The 14,428-nt window shown below is 71.3% G+C and carries 16 protein-coding genes; 10 read left to right on the top strand and 6 right to left on the bottom strand.

Features of this window, described 5'->3' with window-relative positions; all coding sequences use genetic code 11:
- The first annotated feature begins 5 nt into the window (after positions 1-5).
- The 4 genes from AB0J04_RS16530 to AB0J04_RS16545 all read left to right on the top strand — a co-directional run bounded on the left by AB0J04_RS16530 (position 6) and on the right by AB0J04_RS16545 (position 4,414).
- Entirely contained in the window at positions 6-1,442 is a 1,437-nt protein-coding gene (locus AB0J04_RS16530) for a rhamnulokinase family protein (RefSeq protein WP_363169122.1), read from the top strand.
- 76 nt (positions 1,443-1,518) lie between these two features.
- Positions 1,519-2,274: a (Fe-S)-binding protein gene (locus AB0J04_RS16535; RefSeq protein ID WP_363169123.1), complete on the top strand. Its 756-nt coding sequence runs from the start codon at positions 1,519-1,521 to the stop codon at positions 2,272-2,274.
- Positions 2,271-3,758 (top strand): LutB/LldF family L-lactate oxidation iron-sulfur protein, encoded by a 1,488-nt coding sequence (locus AB0J04_RS16540; protein WP_363169124.1) that lies wholly within the window; start codon positions 2,271-2,273, stop codon positions 3,756-3,758. The genes AB0J04_RS16535 and AB0J04_RS16540 overlap by 4 nt, the downstream gene beginning before the upstream one ends.
- Positions 3,755-4,414 carry a lactate utilization protein C gene (locus AB0J04_RS16545; protein ID WP_363169125.1) on the top strand — a complete coding sequence of 220 codons (660 nt, stop codon included), beginning with the start codon at positions 3,755-3,757 and terminating at the stop codon, positions 4,412-4,414. Before AB0J04_RS16540 ends, AB0J04_RS16545 begins: the two co-directional genes overlap by 4 nt.
- Here AB0J04_RS16545 and AB0J04_RS16550 read toward each other — a convergent pair.
- Complete coding sequence (locus AB0J04_RS16550) at positions 4,405-4,977, bottom strand: hypothetical protein (protein WP_363169126.1); 573 nt, start codon at positions 4,975-4,977, stop codon at positions 4,405-4,407. The genes AB0J04_RS16545 and AB0J04_RS16550 overlap by 10 nt on opposite strands.
- A 125-nt stretch (positions 4,978-5,102) precedes the next feature.
- On the opposite strand from AB0J04_RS16550, the gene AB0J04_RS16555 reads away from it, so the two are divergent.
- A complete protein-coding gene (locus AB0J04_RS16555) occupies positions 5,103-5,960 on the top strand; it encodes a MoxR family ATPase (protein ID WP_363169127.1) in 858 nt (285 codons plus the stop codon).
- Positions 5,957-7,309, top strand: a complete 1,353-nt coding sequence (locus tag AB0J04_RS16560) for a VWA domain-containing protein (protein WP_363169128.1) — start codon at positions 5,957-5,959, stop codon at positions 7,307-7,309. The genes AB0J04_RS16555 and AB0J04_RS16560 overlap by 4 nt, the downstream gene beginning before the upstream one ends.
- A 308-nt stretch (positions 7,310-7,617) precedes the next feature.
- Here the strand turns inward: AB0J04_RS16560 and AB0J04_RS16565 are convergent, their stop codons facing one another.
- The 3 genes from AB0J04_RS16565 to AB0J04_RS16575 form a co-directional block, all read right to left on the bottom strand.
- Positions 7,618-7,974, bottom strand: a complete 357-nt coding sequence (locus AB0J04_RS16565; protein ID WP_363169130.1) for a cupin domain-containing protein — start codon at positions 7,972-7,974, stop codon at positions 7,618-7,620.
- Between the two features lie 141 nt (positions 7,975-8,115).
- Positions 8,116-9,096, bottom strand: a complete 981-nt coding sequence (locus tag AB0J04_RS16570; protein WP_363169131.1) for a pyridoxal-phosphate dependent enzyme — start codon at positions 9,094-9,096, stop codon at positions 8,116-8,118.
- The gene (locus AB0J04_RS16575; RefSeq protein ID WP_363169132.1) at positions 9,093-9,794 is read right to left on the bottom strand and encodes a PAS domain-containing protein; all 702 of its coding nucleotides are present in this window, start codon (positions 9,792-9,794) and stop codon (positions 9,093-9,095) included. The genes AB0J04_RS16570 and AB0J04_RS16575 overlap by 4 nt, the downstream gene beginning before the upstream one ends.
- Before the next feature lie 173 nt (positions 9,795-9,967).
- Between AB0J04_RS16575 and AB0J04_RS16580 the strand changes: the two genes are divergently transcribed.
- Complete coding sequence (locus AB0J04_RS16580; protein ID WP_363169133.1) at positions 9,968-10,786, top strand: SAM-dependent methyltransferase; 819 nt, start codon at positions 9,968-9,970, stop codon at positions 10,784-10,786.
- A gap of 18 nt (positions 10,787-10,804) precedes the next feature.
- On the opposite strand, the gene AB0J04_RS16585 is transcribed toward AB0J04_RS16580, so the two are convergent.
- Both AB0J04_RS16585 and AB0J04_RS16590 read right to left on the bottom strand, forming a co-directional pair.
- Positions 10,805-11,719, bottom strand: coding sequence for a helix-turn-helix transcriptional regulator (locus AB0J04_RS16585; protein ID WP_363169134.1), 915 nt, complete (start codon positions 11,717-11,719; stop codon positions 10,805-10,807).
- 151 nt (positions 11,720-11,870) lie between these two features.
- A complete protein-coding gene (locus tag AB0J04_RS16590) occupies positions 11,871-12,101 on the bottom strand; it encodes a DUF397 domain-containing protein (RefSeq protein ID WP_363169135.1) in 231 nt (76 codons plus the stop codon).
- A gap of 129 nt (positions 12,102-12,230) precedes the next feature.
- Here AB0J04_RS16590 and AB0J04_RS16595 point away from each other — a divergent pair, with 129 nt between their 5' ends.
- The 3 genes from AB0J04_RS16595 to AB0J04_RS16605 are packed head-to-tail and all read left to right on the top strand — an operon-like array spanning position 12,231 to position 14,203.
- On the top strand, positions 12,231-12,692 hold the full coding sequence (locus AB0J04_RS16595) for an ATP-binding protein (RefSeq protein ID WP_363169136.1): 462 nt from the start codon (positions 12,231-12,233) through the stop codon (positions 12,690-12,692).
- A 22-nt stretch (positions 12,693-12,714) separates the two neighbouring features.
- Positions 12,715-13,203 (top strand): hypothetical protein, encoded by a 489-nt coding sequence (locus AB0J04_RS16600; RefSeq protein ID WP_363169137.1) that lies wholly within the window; start codon positions 12,715-12,717, stop codon positions 13,201-13,203.
- Positions 13,204-13,237: 34 nt separating this feature from the next.
- On the top strand, positions 13,238-14,203 hold the full coding sequence (locus tag AB0J04_RS16605; protein ID WP_363169139.1) for a pirin family protein: 966 nt from the start codon (positions 13,238-13,240) through the stop codon (positions 14,201-14,203).
- Positions 14,204-14,428: the final 225 nt, after the last annotated feature.

Raw genomic sequence — 14,428 nt, forward strand, 5'->3', positions numbered from 1 at the left:
CGGGCGTGAAGTCGTACGCCGCTGTCGACCTCGGCGCGTCCAGCGGGCGCGTCATGGTCGGCCGCGTCGGCCCGGACTCGCTGGAGCTGACCGAGGCGCACCGGTTCGTGAACCGTCCCGTCCGGGTGCCGGAGGGGCTGCGGTGGGATGTGCTGGCCCTGTACGCGGGCGTGCTGGACGGGCTGCGGGCGGCCGGCCCGGTGGACTCCGTCGGCATCGACAGCTGGGCCGTGGACTACGGCCTGCTGGACGCCGACGGGGCCCTGCTCGGCAACCCCGTCCACTACCGGGACTCCCGGACCGAGGGCGTCGCCGAGCAGGTGTGGGGCACTGTTCCGGCGGCCGAGCTGTACGCGGCCACGGGACTTCAGTACGCGCCCTTCAACACCCTGTACCAGTTGACGGCCGCCGCCTCTTCGGCCCAACTGGCGCAGGCCCGGCGGCTGTTGCTCATCCCCGACCTGCTCGCGTACTGGCTCACGGGGGAGCAGGGCACCGAGCTGACCAACGCCTCGACGACCCAGCTGATCGATCCCCGGACGCGCGACTGGTCCTACGACATCGCCGCCCGGCTCGGCATCGACCTCGACCTGTTCGCCCCGCTGCGCCGGCCCGGCGACCCGGCGGGGCTGCTGCGGCCCGAGGTACTGGAGCAGACCGGGCTGAGCGGTCCGGTGCCGGTGACGACCGTCGGCTCCCATGACACCGCGTCCGCGGTGGCCGCCGTCCCCGCCACCGGCGAGCGGTTCGCGTACATCTGCACCGGCACCTGGTCGCTGGCCGGGTTGGAGCTGGCGTCGCCCGTGCTCACCGAGGACAGCCGCGCCGCCAACTTCACCAACGAGCTGGGGCTGGACGGCACGGTCCGCTACCTCCGCAACATCATGGGGCTGTGGCTGCTCCAGGAGTGCGTACGGGCCTGGGGCGACCCGGACCTGGGCGAGCTGCTGCTGGACGCGGCCAAGGCGCCGGCGCTGCGGTCCGTGGTGGACGCCGCCGACCCCGTCTTCCTCCCGCCGGGGCGGATGCCGGAGCGGATCGCCGAGGCGTGCCGTGCCTCCGGGCAGCCGGTGCCCGAAACGCCCGGCGAGGTCACGCGCTGCATCCTCGACTCGCTCGCGCTGGCCCACCGAAGGGCGATCGAGGACGCCCAGCGGCTCGCCGACCATCCCGTCGACGTCGTGCACATCGTCGGCGGCGGCACCCGCAACGCGCTGCTGTGCCAGCTCACCGCCGACGCCTGCGGGCTGCCGGTGGTGGCCGGGCCGACGGAGGCGGCCGCGCTCGGCAATGTGCTCGTCCAGGCCCGGACGCACGGGCTGGCCGGCGACCGCGCCGGCATCCGGCGGCTGCTCGCCCGTACCCAGCCGCTGACGCGCTACGAGCCGCAGGGCGGCACCGGGCGATGGCGCGAGGCCGAGGCCCGGCTCGCCGCCCGGTGAGCCGGGGGGGTCTCCCCCCGGGCCCTTGTGCCGGTCTACCCTGCACTCATCCGATGATCTACCGCTAGGAGCCGCGATGCGTGTCGCACTGTTCCTGACCTGTGTCAACGACACGCTCTATCCGGACACCGGCCGTGCCGTGGTGAAACTCCTGACCAGGCTGGGCGTCGACGTCGACTTCCCGATGGCCCAGACCTGCTGCGGCCAGGCCCACTACAACACCGGCTACAGGCATGAGGCCGAGCCGCTCGCCCGGCATTTCTCCGATGTCTTCGGCGAGTACGAGGCCATCGTGACGCCGTCGGGGTCGTGCGGGGCGATGGTGCGGGAGCTGTATCCGCGGATGGGCGAGCGGGCCCGGGCGGAGGGGCGCGGGGACACCCTGGCCGCCACGTTGGCGCCGGTGGTCCCGAAGACGTACGAGCTCACCGAGTTCCTGGTGGACGTGCTCGGGGTGACGGACGTCGGCGCGTACTACCCGCACACCGTGACCTACCACCCGACCTGCCACGGGTTGCGGGGGTTGGGCCTGGGGGAGCGGCCCCGGCGGCTGCTCCGGGCGGTCAAGGGGCTGGAGCTGGTGGAGCTGCCCGGCGCCGACGAGTGCTGCGGCTTCGGCGGGACGTTCGCGCTGAAGAACCCCGACGTCTCGGCGGCGATGGGCGCCGACAAGGTGCGCAACGCGCAGTCGACCGGCGCCGAGGTGCTGTGCGCGGCCGACAACTCCTGTCTGATGCACATCGGCGGAACCATGACCCGGCTGCAGACCGGCATGCGGCCGGTGCACATCGCGGAGATCCTGGCGAGCACGGAAGGGGATGCGGCCCTGTGAGCGGGACGTTCGTCGGGATGCCGGCGTTTCCGCAGGCGGCGCGCGAGGCGGTCGGCAACCCGACCCTGCGCGGCAATCTGCGGCACGCCACCCACACCATCCGCGCCAAGCGCGCGAAGGCGGTCGCCGAGGTCTCCGACTGGGCCGAGCTGCGGGAGGCCGGCAAGCGGATCAAGGACCACACGCTCCGTCACCTCGACCGGTATCTGGTCCAGTTGGAGGAGGCGGTCACCGCGGCGGGCGGCACGGTCCACTGGGCCGCCGACGCGGACGAGGCCAACGACATCGTGACCCAACTCGTCAAGATGACCGGCGAGTCGGAGGTCGTCAAGGTCAAGTCCATGGCCACGCAGGAGATCGGGCTCAACGAGGCCCTGCTCGAAGCGGGCATCCGCGCCTACGAGACCGATCTCGCCGAGCTGATCGTGCAGTTGGGCGACGACCGCCCCTCGCACATCCTCGTCCCGGCCATCCACCGCAATCGGGGCGAGATCCGGGACATCTTCCGCCAGGAGATGAGCGAGTGGGGACGTCCGGCCCCGGAGGGCCTCACCGACACGCCCGCCGAACTCGCCGAGGCGGCCCGCCTGCACCTGCGTGAGAAGTTCCTGCGGGCCAAGGTCGGCGTCTCCGGCGCGAACTTCATGGTCGCCGAGACCGGCACGCTCGTGGTCGTCGAGTCCGAGGGCAACGGGCGGATGTGCCTCACCCTGCCCGAGACGCTGATCTCGGTCGTCGGCATCGAGAAGATCGTGCCGACCTGGCGGGACCTGGAGGTCTTCCTCCAGACGCTCCCCCGCTCCTCGACGGCAGAGCGCATGAACCCGTACACGTCCACCTGGACCGGCACCGCGGACGGCGACGGTCCGCAGACCTTCCACCTGGTGCTGCTGGACAACGGCCGCACCGACACCCTCGCCGACGAGGTCGGCCGCCAGGCACTGCGCTGCATCCGCTGCTCTGCCTGTCTCAACGTCTGCCCGGTGTACGAACGGGCCGGCGGACACGCCTACGGCTCGGTCTACCCGGGCCCGATCGGCGCGATCCTCAGCCCGCAGCTCCGGGGCACCGCCAGCGAGATCGACGCCTCGCTGCCGTACGCCTCCTCGCTGTGCGGGGCCTGCTACGAGGTGTGCCCGGTCGCCATCGACATCCCCGAGGTGCTGGTGCACCTGCGGGAGCGGGTCGTCGAGGGCGGGCCGGTGGTCCGCGAGGGCAACAGGACAGTCCTCAAGCCGGCCAAGGGACACGCGGCCGAACGGGCGGCGATGCGCGCGGCCCGCTGGGCGTTCTCCCACCCCGGAGCCCTGCGCACCGGCCAGCGCCTGGCCTCCCGCACCCGCCGCCTCCACCCCCGCACGCTCCCTGGCCCCGGCAAGGCATGGAGCGGTACCCGGGATCTGCCGGCCGTGCCCGCGGAGCCGTTCCGCGACTGGTGGCAGCGCACGAACGGCGGCACCGACGAGAAGGGGACGGCGAAGTGAGCAGCAGGGAACTGATCCTGGGCCGGGTGCGGCGCGCGCTGGCCGACGTCGAGCCGGGCGACCCCCCGTACGCGGACGCCGTCGCGCGCGACTATCTGCGCGAGCACGGCAAGCTGAGCGTCGAGGAGAGGGTGGAGCTGCTGGCGGAGAACCTGGCGGACTACCGGGCGATCGTGCACCGCACCGACGTGGAGCGACTGCCGCACCTCGTCGGGCGGTTGCTCGCCGAGCGCGGTGCACGGCAGGTGCTGGCCCCGCCGGGGCTGCCGCCGCAGTGGCTGTCGGCGGTCGACGCGACCCGGGTGGACGACCGCGCGGACAGCACCGCCCACGAGCTGGACGAGGTGGCGAGCGTGGTCACCGGCTGCGCCCTCGGCATCGCCGAGACCGGGACGATCGTCCTCGACGGCGGCCCGGACCAGGGACGCCGCCGGATCACCCTGATCCCCGACCACCACATCTGTGTCGTCCGGGTCCCCGACCAGGTCGTCTCCTCCGTGCCCCAGGCTCTCGAACGCCTCGACCCGACCCGCCCGTTGACCTGGATCTCCGGTCCTTCGGCGACCAGCGACATCGAGCTGGACCGGGTGGAGGGGGTGCACGGTCCGCGCACCCTGGAGGTGATCCTGGTGGCGTCGGCCGAGGCTCAGGAGTAGGTCATCGCGCAGCCGTGCCGCAGGGAGTACTGGGCGGCCCGCAGGTACACCGCCGTGTAGAACGCCGTGGCCAGATCTTCGGTCCAGGGACCGGGTCGGGCCGCGGCGGCCTTCTCCCCTTCGCCCTCCAGGAACCACAGGGTGAGTTCGAGGTTGCCGAAGGTCGCCGGTATCAGGTCCAGCGGCAGGGCGAGCGCTTCGGCGAGCCGCTCGGCGAGGGCGAGGACGTACGGCGCTCCGACGACCACCGTCTCGTCCACGTACGCGGAACCGAAGGGCAGCTCGAGGCTCTCCTCCAGCGCGAACGGGACCAGGAGCGTCCAGCCGAGGAGGTTCTGGTGTTCCTCGGGGGTCAGCCGGGCCCGGCTCAGCGCGTCGAAGCCGTCCATCGGCGGGCTCATCTTCTCCTCGAACCAGCCCGTGCCCTCGGGCCGGACCGCTTCGTACGGCGGCAGGCCGCGCCGCGCCAACTCCGCGTTCAGCGCCCGGGCGACGTCCCCATAGCCGTCCTCCCCGTCCACCGACCAGTCCTGCGCGCTCACGCTCACCAGATACACACCCATGATCGCAACGTACTCTGCGCCACTGACAACGGCTCCGGCCGCTGATGACAAAGCGGGTGAACAAGCGCTTAGATAGTGAGCGGATCAAGCCCAGTCCAGCTCGTGCCGATCGCCCGGAGGTCTTGTTGTTCACGTCCGTCGACGATGTCTGCGTCCGGCTCGCCGAGACCGGCTACCTGGCCTCCCCCGCCGTCGCCACAACCGTCTTCCTCGCCGACCGGCTCGGCAAGCCGCTGCTGGTGGAGGGCCCGGCCGGGGTCGGCAAGACGGAACTCGCCAAGGCCGTCGCACAGGTGGCAGACGCCCGGCTGGTGCGGCTGCAGTGCTACGAGGGCGTCGACGAGTCCCGGGCGCTGTACGAGTGGAACCACGCCAAGCAGTTGCTGCGCATCAGCGCGGGCCGCGACGAGACGTGGGACGAGACCCGTACGGACATCTTCAGCGAGGAGTTCCTGCTTCCGCGCCCGCTGCTGACCGCGATCCGGGGCGACGAGCCGACCGTCCTGCTGATCGACGAGACCGACAAGGCCGACGTCGAGGTGGAGGGACTGCTCCTCGAAGTCCTCAGCGACTTCCAGGTCACCGTCCCGGAACTGGGCACGGTCACCGCGACCCGCCGCCCCTTCGTCGTCCTCACCTCGAACGCGAGCCGTGAGCTGTCGGAGGCGCTGCGCCGCCGCTGTCTGTTCCTGCACATCGGGTTCCCGGAGGAGGAGCTGGAGCGGCGGATAGTCCGGCTGAAGGTGCCCGGCATCGAGGCGGCGCTGGCCGAGTCGGTGGTCCGGGTGGTCGGTGCGCTGCGGGCGATGGACCTGCGCAAGGCGCCCTCCGTCGCCGAGACGATCGACTGGGCGCGCACCCTGCTCGCGCTCGGCGCCACCGCCCTCGACGAGACGATCGTCCGGGACAGCCTGGGTGTGATCCTCAAGCACCAGGACGACATCCTCAAGGCCGGTGCGAAGCTCGACCTGGACGCCGTGTGAGCGCCGAGGCCGCCGACCGGCTGGTCGGCTTCGTCGCCGCGCTGCGCGCGCACGGCCTGCGCTTCGGCACCGGTGAGACGGTCGACGCCGCCGAGGCCGCGGCGGCGCTGGGATTCGCGGACCGCGGTCTGCTGCGCGAGGGGCTGGCCGCGACGCTGCTGCACTCGACGGACCAACGGCGGGTGTTCGACACCGTCTTCGACCTGTACTTCCCGCGCGCGGTCGGCGCGCCGCTGGGCGAGCCCGGCGACCGGGACGACCTGCGGGACCGGCTGGCAGCCGCGCTCGCCGCGGACGACGAGGCGATGTTGGCCCGGCTGGCGGTCGAGGCCGTCGACGGCCTGGGCGGATACGGGAGTTCACCGGGCGCGGACGGCTGGTCGTCGTACCAGACCCTTGAACGACTGCGCCCGCAGACGCTGTTGGCGCGGGTCCGGGACGACATCCGCGCCGGGGGCGGCGCTTCCGGCTTCACCGACCGGCTGCTGGAGGACGAGATCCGGCGTCGGATCGAGGTCTTCCGGACACTGACGGCCGGGGAGGCGCGGCGCCGGGTCGCGGAGCGGCGGGGGCGGGACGAGATCGCCCGGCGGGCGGTGGCGCCGACCGCCGACCGGGTCGACTTCCTGTATGCCGGGAGGGACCGGCTGGCCGAACTGCGGCGCACGGTACAGCCGTTGGCCCGCAGACTGGCGACCCGGATGGCCGCGCGCCGCCGCCGGGCCGCCCGGGGCACGATCGACCTGCGGCGCACGCTGCGCGGCTCGCTCTCGACGGGCGGGGTGCCGATGCGGCCCGTGCTGCGCCGACGGCGCCCGGTCCGCCCCGAACTGGTGCTGCTGTGCGATGTGTCGGGCTCGGTGTCGGGGTTCTCCGACTTCACGATGCTGCTGGTGCAGGCGCTGCACGACCAGTTCGGCAAGGTGCGGGTGTTCGCCTTCGTCAACCGGATCGACGAGGTGACGGGACTGCTGGAACACGGCGCGGCCGACCCGGAGGGCCTCGGCGCCCGTATCCGGGCCGAGTCGACGCTGACGGGCTATCACGGCAGCAGCGACTACGGCGTCGCCCTGGGCGAGTTCGCCGAGCGGTACGGCGCGGCGGTCGGGCCGCGCACCACGCTCTTCGTGCTGGGCGACGCGCGGACGAACATGAGCGACCCGAATCTGGCGGCGTTGCGGCAGATCGCCCGACAGGCCCGTCATGTCCACTGGTTGAACCCCGAGCCGCGTCCGCAGTGGGGCACGGGCGACTCGGCGGCGCCCGAGTACGCCGAGCTGGTCGCGATGCACGAGTGCCGCAACGCTCACCAACTCGGCGTGCTGGTAGGAAAGTTGCTGCCGGTCTAGGCCCGTACTTCGCAGGTCACCCGATCGTGAAGATCAAGTGGTCGTGGCTGATCGCTCGCCGATCGGAACCGCTACGGCAATAGCGGTCCCGGACCGACCCAGTCGAGATCGGACGCTGAGAGGCCGCTGCGGCGAACCTTTTCGGCGACCTGCGAAGTACGGGTCTAGGGGGCTTCTGATGGATCTCCGTGGGAGAAGGAGCGGCGTTCGGTGCGTGCTCTCGGTGTGCCGGGCGAGAGTGCGTGCCGGGCGACGCGACGCCGCGGAGATCCATCAGAAGCCCCCTAGACCTGTCCCGGCCGGCTGTCCTACGCCTTCGCGTAATCCTTCGCCATGCCTCCGGCGAAGTCGTACACCATGCACTGCTCGTCGCCCACGACCCAGGCGTCATGTCCGGGCGAGACCACGAAGACATCGCCGGGGCCCAGCTCGGACTCGCCGCCGTCGTCCATCTTGACGTGCAGCCGTCCCTGGAGGACATAGCCGTTGTGGTGGACCTCGCAGCTCTTGGTGCCCGCTATCGGCGCCACCGACTCCGACCAGCGCCAGCCGGGCTCGAACGTCGCCACGGCGAAGTCGAGTCCGCTCATGTGGACGGCTTCGAGGTGTCCTCGGGGAAAGTCCCGCCGCTCGTCCGGCTTGTCGAGCGTCTTCACTTCCAGCATGACGCTTCTCCCTTCCGGCCGCACTTCACCGCGGCCGGGGCCGGTCCCCCCGGCGGCCCGCTGCCTCACCGGTTGGAGGCCGCACCCCGCACCTCCATCGTCCGCCCGTCCAGTGGGGGCCGCCAATCGGGGTCCGGCCTCTCAGACGGCGTCGCCGCACAGCTCGGCGAAGCGGGCGGTGTCGATGTTGCCGCCCGAGACGATCACACCGACCCGCCGGGGCAGACCGCCGAGCCGCCCGGCCAGCAGAGCGGCGAGCGGAGTGGCCCCGCTCGGCTCCACGACGATCTTCAGGCGTTCGAAGGCGAACCGCATGGCCGCGCGGATCTCTTCGTCGGAGACCAGGACGATCTCGTCCACGAGTCGCCGGTTCACCGAGAAGGTCAGCTCGCCGGGCGTGTGCAGGGCCTGGCCGTCGGCGATGGTGCGCGGCACCGGGATCTCGACCCGCCGGCCCGCCTCCAGCGACCGCTTGGTGTCGTCCCCCGCCTCCGGTTCGACGCCGACGACGCGGATGCCGGACCGCAGTCCCTTGACCGCGGTGGCGCTGCCGGCGATCAGCCCGCCGCCCCCGACCGGTGCCAGCAGGGCGTCCAACTCCCCCGCCTCCTCCAGGAGTTCGAGCGCGGCGGTGCCCTGGCCGGCCATGACGTGCGGGTGCTCGTAGGGCGGGATCACGGTCAGTCCCCGCTCGGCCGCCAGGGCCTCGGTGATCGCCACCCGGTCGCCGGTGTAGCGGTCGTACGTCACGATCTCGGCGCCGTACCCTTCGGTCGCGGCGCGCTTGGAGCGGGGCGCGTCCTCGGGCATGACGATCACCGCGGTGGAGCCGAGTTCCCGCGCGGCCAGGGCGACGGCCTGGGCGTGGTTGCCGGAGGAGTAGGCGGCGATGCCCCGGGCGAGCTGCTCGGGGGCCAGCCGGGAGGCCGCGTTGTAGGCGCCGCGGAACTTGAAGGCGCCGACGCGCTGGAAGTTCTCGCACTTCAGCAGGATCTCGGCGCCGACGATCCGGTCGAGGGTCCGGGAGCGGAGCACGGGCGTGCGGTGGGCGACGCCCTTGAGTCGGGCGGCCGCGTCGCGCACGTCGTCGAGGGTGATCGGCGGCGCGGGTGGGGTGGTCACGGGTGGGCCTCCTGGTGGGTGTCGTCGGTGCCGTTCGCGGTGGTTCCGTGTGCGGCTCTGGCCTGGGAGAGGTAGCTGTAGGCGGAGGCGCGGGAGATCCCGAGCCGGGCGGCGACCTGCTCGATCGCGCGGCGCACGGCGAACACACCGCGTTCGTCCAGGCTCCGGAAGAGCGCCAGGCGCCGTGACCGGTCAAGGCCGGCCCAGGTCTGGCCCTGGCGCAGCAGATGGGTGTCGAGCAGGGCGTCGACGACGGAGTCGATGTCGTCGCCGAAGGTGGTCACCGGTGCGTCGGCGTGTGTTCCGGCCGTGCCCGCGAGTGCGGCCAGCAGTCCCTGCACCCGGTCCACCTCGCCGACGTCCACGTTGACGCACAGTGCGCCGAACACCGCGTCCGTGGAGTCGCGCAGCAGCATCGTGGACGACTTCACCAGTTTTCCGGCGCCGGTGCGGGTGACGTAGTTCAGCTCGTCGACGGCGTCTTCGCCGCGGGCGAGGGCCCGCATCCCGATCTCGCTCATCGCCCCGCCGACCGTCCGCCCGGTCACCGCACCGGCGACGGCGACGACGGATCCCTCCGGCCGCCGGTAGTCGTGCAGCACCACTTCGCACACCGGCCCGAAGGTCGCCGCGATGCCGTCGACGACGGGGGTGAGCGCACGCAGGATCGCGTCCCGCTCGGAGTCCTGGGATTCCATGCCGTCCATTAGACCACGAGTCCAGAAGCTGGACCAGCAGTCCATATCAAGGCGACGCGTCGACACCTTCAGGGGAACCGTCGATCAAGGGGGTGGTGTGGCCAATTGCCGTTTCCCTAGGATGTGTTGTCGGCCGTGCCGGTCCGGGGCGCGGCGGGGAACTGGGGGAAGAGATGCAACCTGGCAAGCCGCTGTCCACGTCGATCGACGCCGCGGTGCCGACAGCCGCCCGCATGTACGACCACTACCTCGGCGGCAGGGACAACTACGCGGCCGACCGCGCCGCCTGCGAGGAACTCGACAAGGTCGTCCCGAGCACCCGCGTCCTCGCGTTGAACAACCGGCGCTTCCTCCAGCGGGTCGTGAAGACCCTCGCCCGGGACCACGGGATCCGGCAGTTCCTCGACCACGGCTCCGGCCTGCCCACCCAGGACAACGTGCACCAGGTCGCCCAGCGCATCGTCCCGAGCACGCACGTCGTCTACGTCGACAACGACCCGATGGTGCTGGTGCACGGCCGGGCGCTGCTGGAGCAGGACGAGCGGACCACCGTCATCCACGCCGACATGCGCGAGACGGAGGCCATCTTCGCCCACGAGGACACGAAGCGCCTGATCGACTTCTCGCAGCCGGTGGCCGTGCTGTTCAACTCGGTCTTCCACTGCATCCCCGACAGCGACACCGACGGCCCGCAGGCCGTGGTCCGCCGGGTGTCCGAACGCCTCGCCCCCGGCAGCTTCCTGGTGATGTGTCAGCTGGTCAGCGAGGACCCCGAGGTCCGGGAGTTCGTCACCGACTTCATGGACAAGGCCACCCAGGGCCACTGGGGCCGGGTCCGCCAGGAGAAGGACGTCGCCGCACTGTTCGAGGGTATGGAGATCCTCGAGCCGGGACTGGTGGAGGTCTCCACCTGGCGTCCCGACACCGAGGTGGCGCCCCGTCAACTCACCAAGGAGTGGATCGAGTTCGGCGGTGTGAGCCGTCTGGCATAGCCGTCCGCCGACGGAACGTCAGGCGTAGCGCTGCCGCGCGACCTTCTCCAACAGGGCGACGGACTCACGCGGGTTGAGGGCCTCGTCGGCGAGCCGGTCCAGTGCGACCCGGTACTCCTCCGTCTCGTCCCGGTCCTCCAGGAAGGTGGCGCTCCTGATCTGCTCCAGATAGACGACGTCGGGCAGATCGGAGCCGCCGAAGCGCAGGTAGGTGACCGGTATGGCCGGCGCCGAGGCGTGCGTGACGTCCAACGGCACGACCTGGACGGTGACATGGGGCAGCGCGGCCAGCTCCACGAGGTGGGCGAGCTGCTCGCGCATCACCTCACGGCTGCCCAGCACCCGCAGCAGGACCGACTCGTCGAGGATCGCCCAGACCCGCGGGGCGTCCGGTCGGCGCAGCAACTCGGTGCGCCGGGTGCGCAGTTCGACCCGGCGCTCGACCTCCCGGGGTGTCGCCGTCGGCAGCCCGCGCTCCACGACGGCGCGCGCGTACGCGGCGGTCTGCAACAGGCCCGGCACGTACTGGATCTCGAAGGTACGGATCGCGACGGCCGCCTCCTGGAGTCCGACCAGCCGGTCGAACCACTCGGGCATCAGCCGCTTGTCGTAACGCTGCCACCAGCCCGGCTCGCCCGCCTGCCGCAGCAACCGCAGCAGTACGGACGCCTCGTGGTCGTCGGTCTCGTAGAGCGACAGCAGCGCACGGACGTCCGCCTCGACGGGCGGCCTGCGCCCTTTGCCCGCCTCGATGCGCGACAGCTTCGCCGCGCTGAACCCGATGGCGCGCGCGGCCTGGTCCTGGGAGAGGCCGAAGTCCTCCCGGATACCCGCCAGCTGAACTCCGACCAGCATTTTCAGCAAGGTCGGGGCGGGCTCGGCGCGGTTCAGATACGGTTCGAGGCGGGAGACGCGAGGTGACTCGAGAGACATCCTGACTCCCCGTGGACCGGCAGACGACAGACGGCAGTATCGCATCCGAAGCCCTCCGGCCGCACGCAGCAAGGCAATCGAGCTCCCGGCGGGCACCCGTCAGGCCCCTCTTGAGCCTTCACGCACCCCCCGCGCCACCCTCACACGACCTTCACACGAGGTGGTCGAAATCCCCGTCCTTCGCGCCGGCGACGAACGCGGCCATCTCGGCCGGCGTGTACACCAGGGCCGGCCCGTCGGGGTCACGGGAGTTGCGCATCGCGACGCCTCCCCCGTCCAGGGCCGCGACCTCCACACAGTTGCCCTCGGCGTTGCTGTGCCCGCTCTTGATCCAGCGGACGCCCAGCGAACTCGCCCGCACTCCGTTCGGCACTGAAGGCACCGCACCCTCCTTGCTCGTACGCGCAATTTCCCGTGAAATTGCACGGGGACACCGTCAGCGTGGATACTATCCATGCCGTCAACCGCACTTCCGGCGCCCCGTCCTGACGTCGCCTCAGGGAGCTGCCCCGTGTCATCACCTGCGCAGATCCGGAGCCACCAGTCCGCTTCGGTGCACGACTCGCCCAGAACCGCCGCGCTGCACCTCACCGGCAGCCGCGAAGGATTCGCCCAGGCACGGGACTTCACCCATCGCACACTCGACTGCTGGTCCCTGGCCCACTGCGGCGACGACGCGGTCGTCGTGGTCACGGAACTGGCCGCCAACGCGGTCCTGCACGCACTCCCGCATCCGTCGGCGGACGAGTTCCACGTACGGCTCAGGCTCACCCTGCGCCGCTCGCACCTCGTGTGCGCCGTCACCGACCCCAGCGACAGCCTGCCCGTCTACCCGCACAGCGCGGACGCCCTGCTGGAACACGGCCGCGGGCTTCAGATCGTCGAGGCCCTCTCGGAGCACTGGGGCTGGACCCGGCGCGCCCCCGTGGGCAAGACCGTCTGGGCCATGCTGCCGACCCACCACCGACCCTGATCCCCCACACCTGATATCTGAGATGACTGCCACGAAGAGAACCACACCGTTAGCAGCCCTGGGACACGTGCCGTGGCCCGAGATCAAGGACTCCACCGGATCCGCCGCGGCCATCCCCTTCCTGCTCGCCACGGTCGCCCGGGGCGACGCCGACAGCGCCGGCTCGGCGCTCGGCCAACTACGCCGCCGGATCTGCCAGTTCGGCTTCATCGTCGACGAGGCGACGGCGGTGACGGTGCCCTTCCTCTGGGAACTCGTGCGGCGCCCCGAGGTGACCTGTCGCGCGCAGATCCTGCTGCTGCTGAAGAACATCGCCGACACCCGGCAGTGGGAGACGACGGCCGTCGCCTACCCCAAGCTGCTGCACCATCCCGACAACTACGTGGCCTGGGAACGGGCGGCCCGCGACGCCGTCCACGCCCAGCGCGACGTGCTGCCCCAGCTGCTGACCGAGCGGGACTGCGAGATCGTGCGGGCCACCACGGAACTCATGGCGACACTCACCGACTGAAGCGCACTCCGCACCGGAGCGCTAGGTTTACCGCATGAGCAACCTTGACCGCGCGCCCGTGCCCAGCGTCTGCGGCGGCCGTGGATTCGTCGTCGCCGAACCCGTCCGCGAGCTGCTGAGCCCCCGGCATGTGAAACTCGGCGAGTCGACCGAGGTACGCCGACTGCTGCCGAACCTCGGCCGGCGGATGATCGGCGCCTGGGCCTTCGTCGACCACTACGGCCCCGACGACATCGCCGACGAGCCCGGCATGCAGGTCCCGCCGCATCCGCACATGGGCCTGCAGACCGTCAGCTGGCTGCACGAGGGCGAAGTGCTGCACCGCGACTCGACCGGCAGCCTCCAGACCATCCGGCCCAGGGAACTCGGGCTGATGACCTCCGGGCGCGCGATCAGCCACTCCGAGGAGAGCCCCAAGGCGCACGCCCGCTATCTGCACGGCGCCCAGCTCTGGGTCGCGCTGCCGGACGCCCACCGGCACACCGACCCGCGGTTCGAGCACCACGCCGAACTGCCCACGGTCACGGCCCCCGGCCTCACGGCCACGGTGCTCCTCGGCGACGTCGACGGCTCCGCCTCCCCCGGCACGACATACACCCCCATCGTGGGCGCCGACCTCACGCTCGCCCGCGGCGCGGACGTCCGCCTGCCACTGCTGCCGGACTTCGAGTACGGCGTGCTGTCGATGTCCGGCGAGGTCGAGGTGGACGGCGTCCCCGTCCTCCCCGGCTCGATGCTCTACCTCGGCTGCGGCCGCACCGAACTGCCCCTGCGGGCGGAGTCCGACGCGGGCCTGATGCTGCTCGGCGGCGAGCCGTTCGAGGAGGAGCTGATCATGTGGTGGAACTTCGTCGGGCGGTCTCAGGACGAGATCACGCAGGCGCGCGAGGACTGGATGAAGGGGGCACGTTTCGGCGAGGTGAGGGGCTACGACGGGGATCCACTGCGCGCACCGGAACTGCCGCCCACGCCGCTGAAACCGCGGGGAAGGGTACGCTGACCTGGGAATAGTCTGGCTTCCGGTCCAGAGAGCTCCTGCCGATGCCACCACCAGTCCGGCAACGGTGATCTCGGCTGGAGCGGGTCCTCGGATGCTGCCGCACAGACGCTTCCAAGACTGTCAACGATTCTAACGACGTGGTGTACGACAGTGATCGCGGTCTGAGCCGGAACGCAGAGTGAGCCGCACGGGTTGGTGTTGTTGTGACGCAATACCTGGCCCGTA

The sequence above is a fragment of the Streptomyces sp. NPDC050263 genome, assembly GCF_040655955.1.
GTDB lineage: Bacteria > Actinomycetota > Actinomycetes > Streptomycetales > Streptomycetaceae > Streptomyces.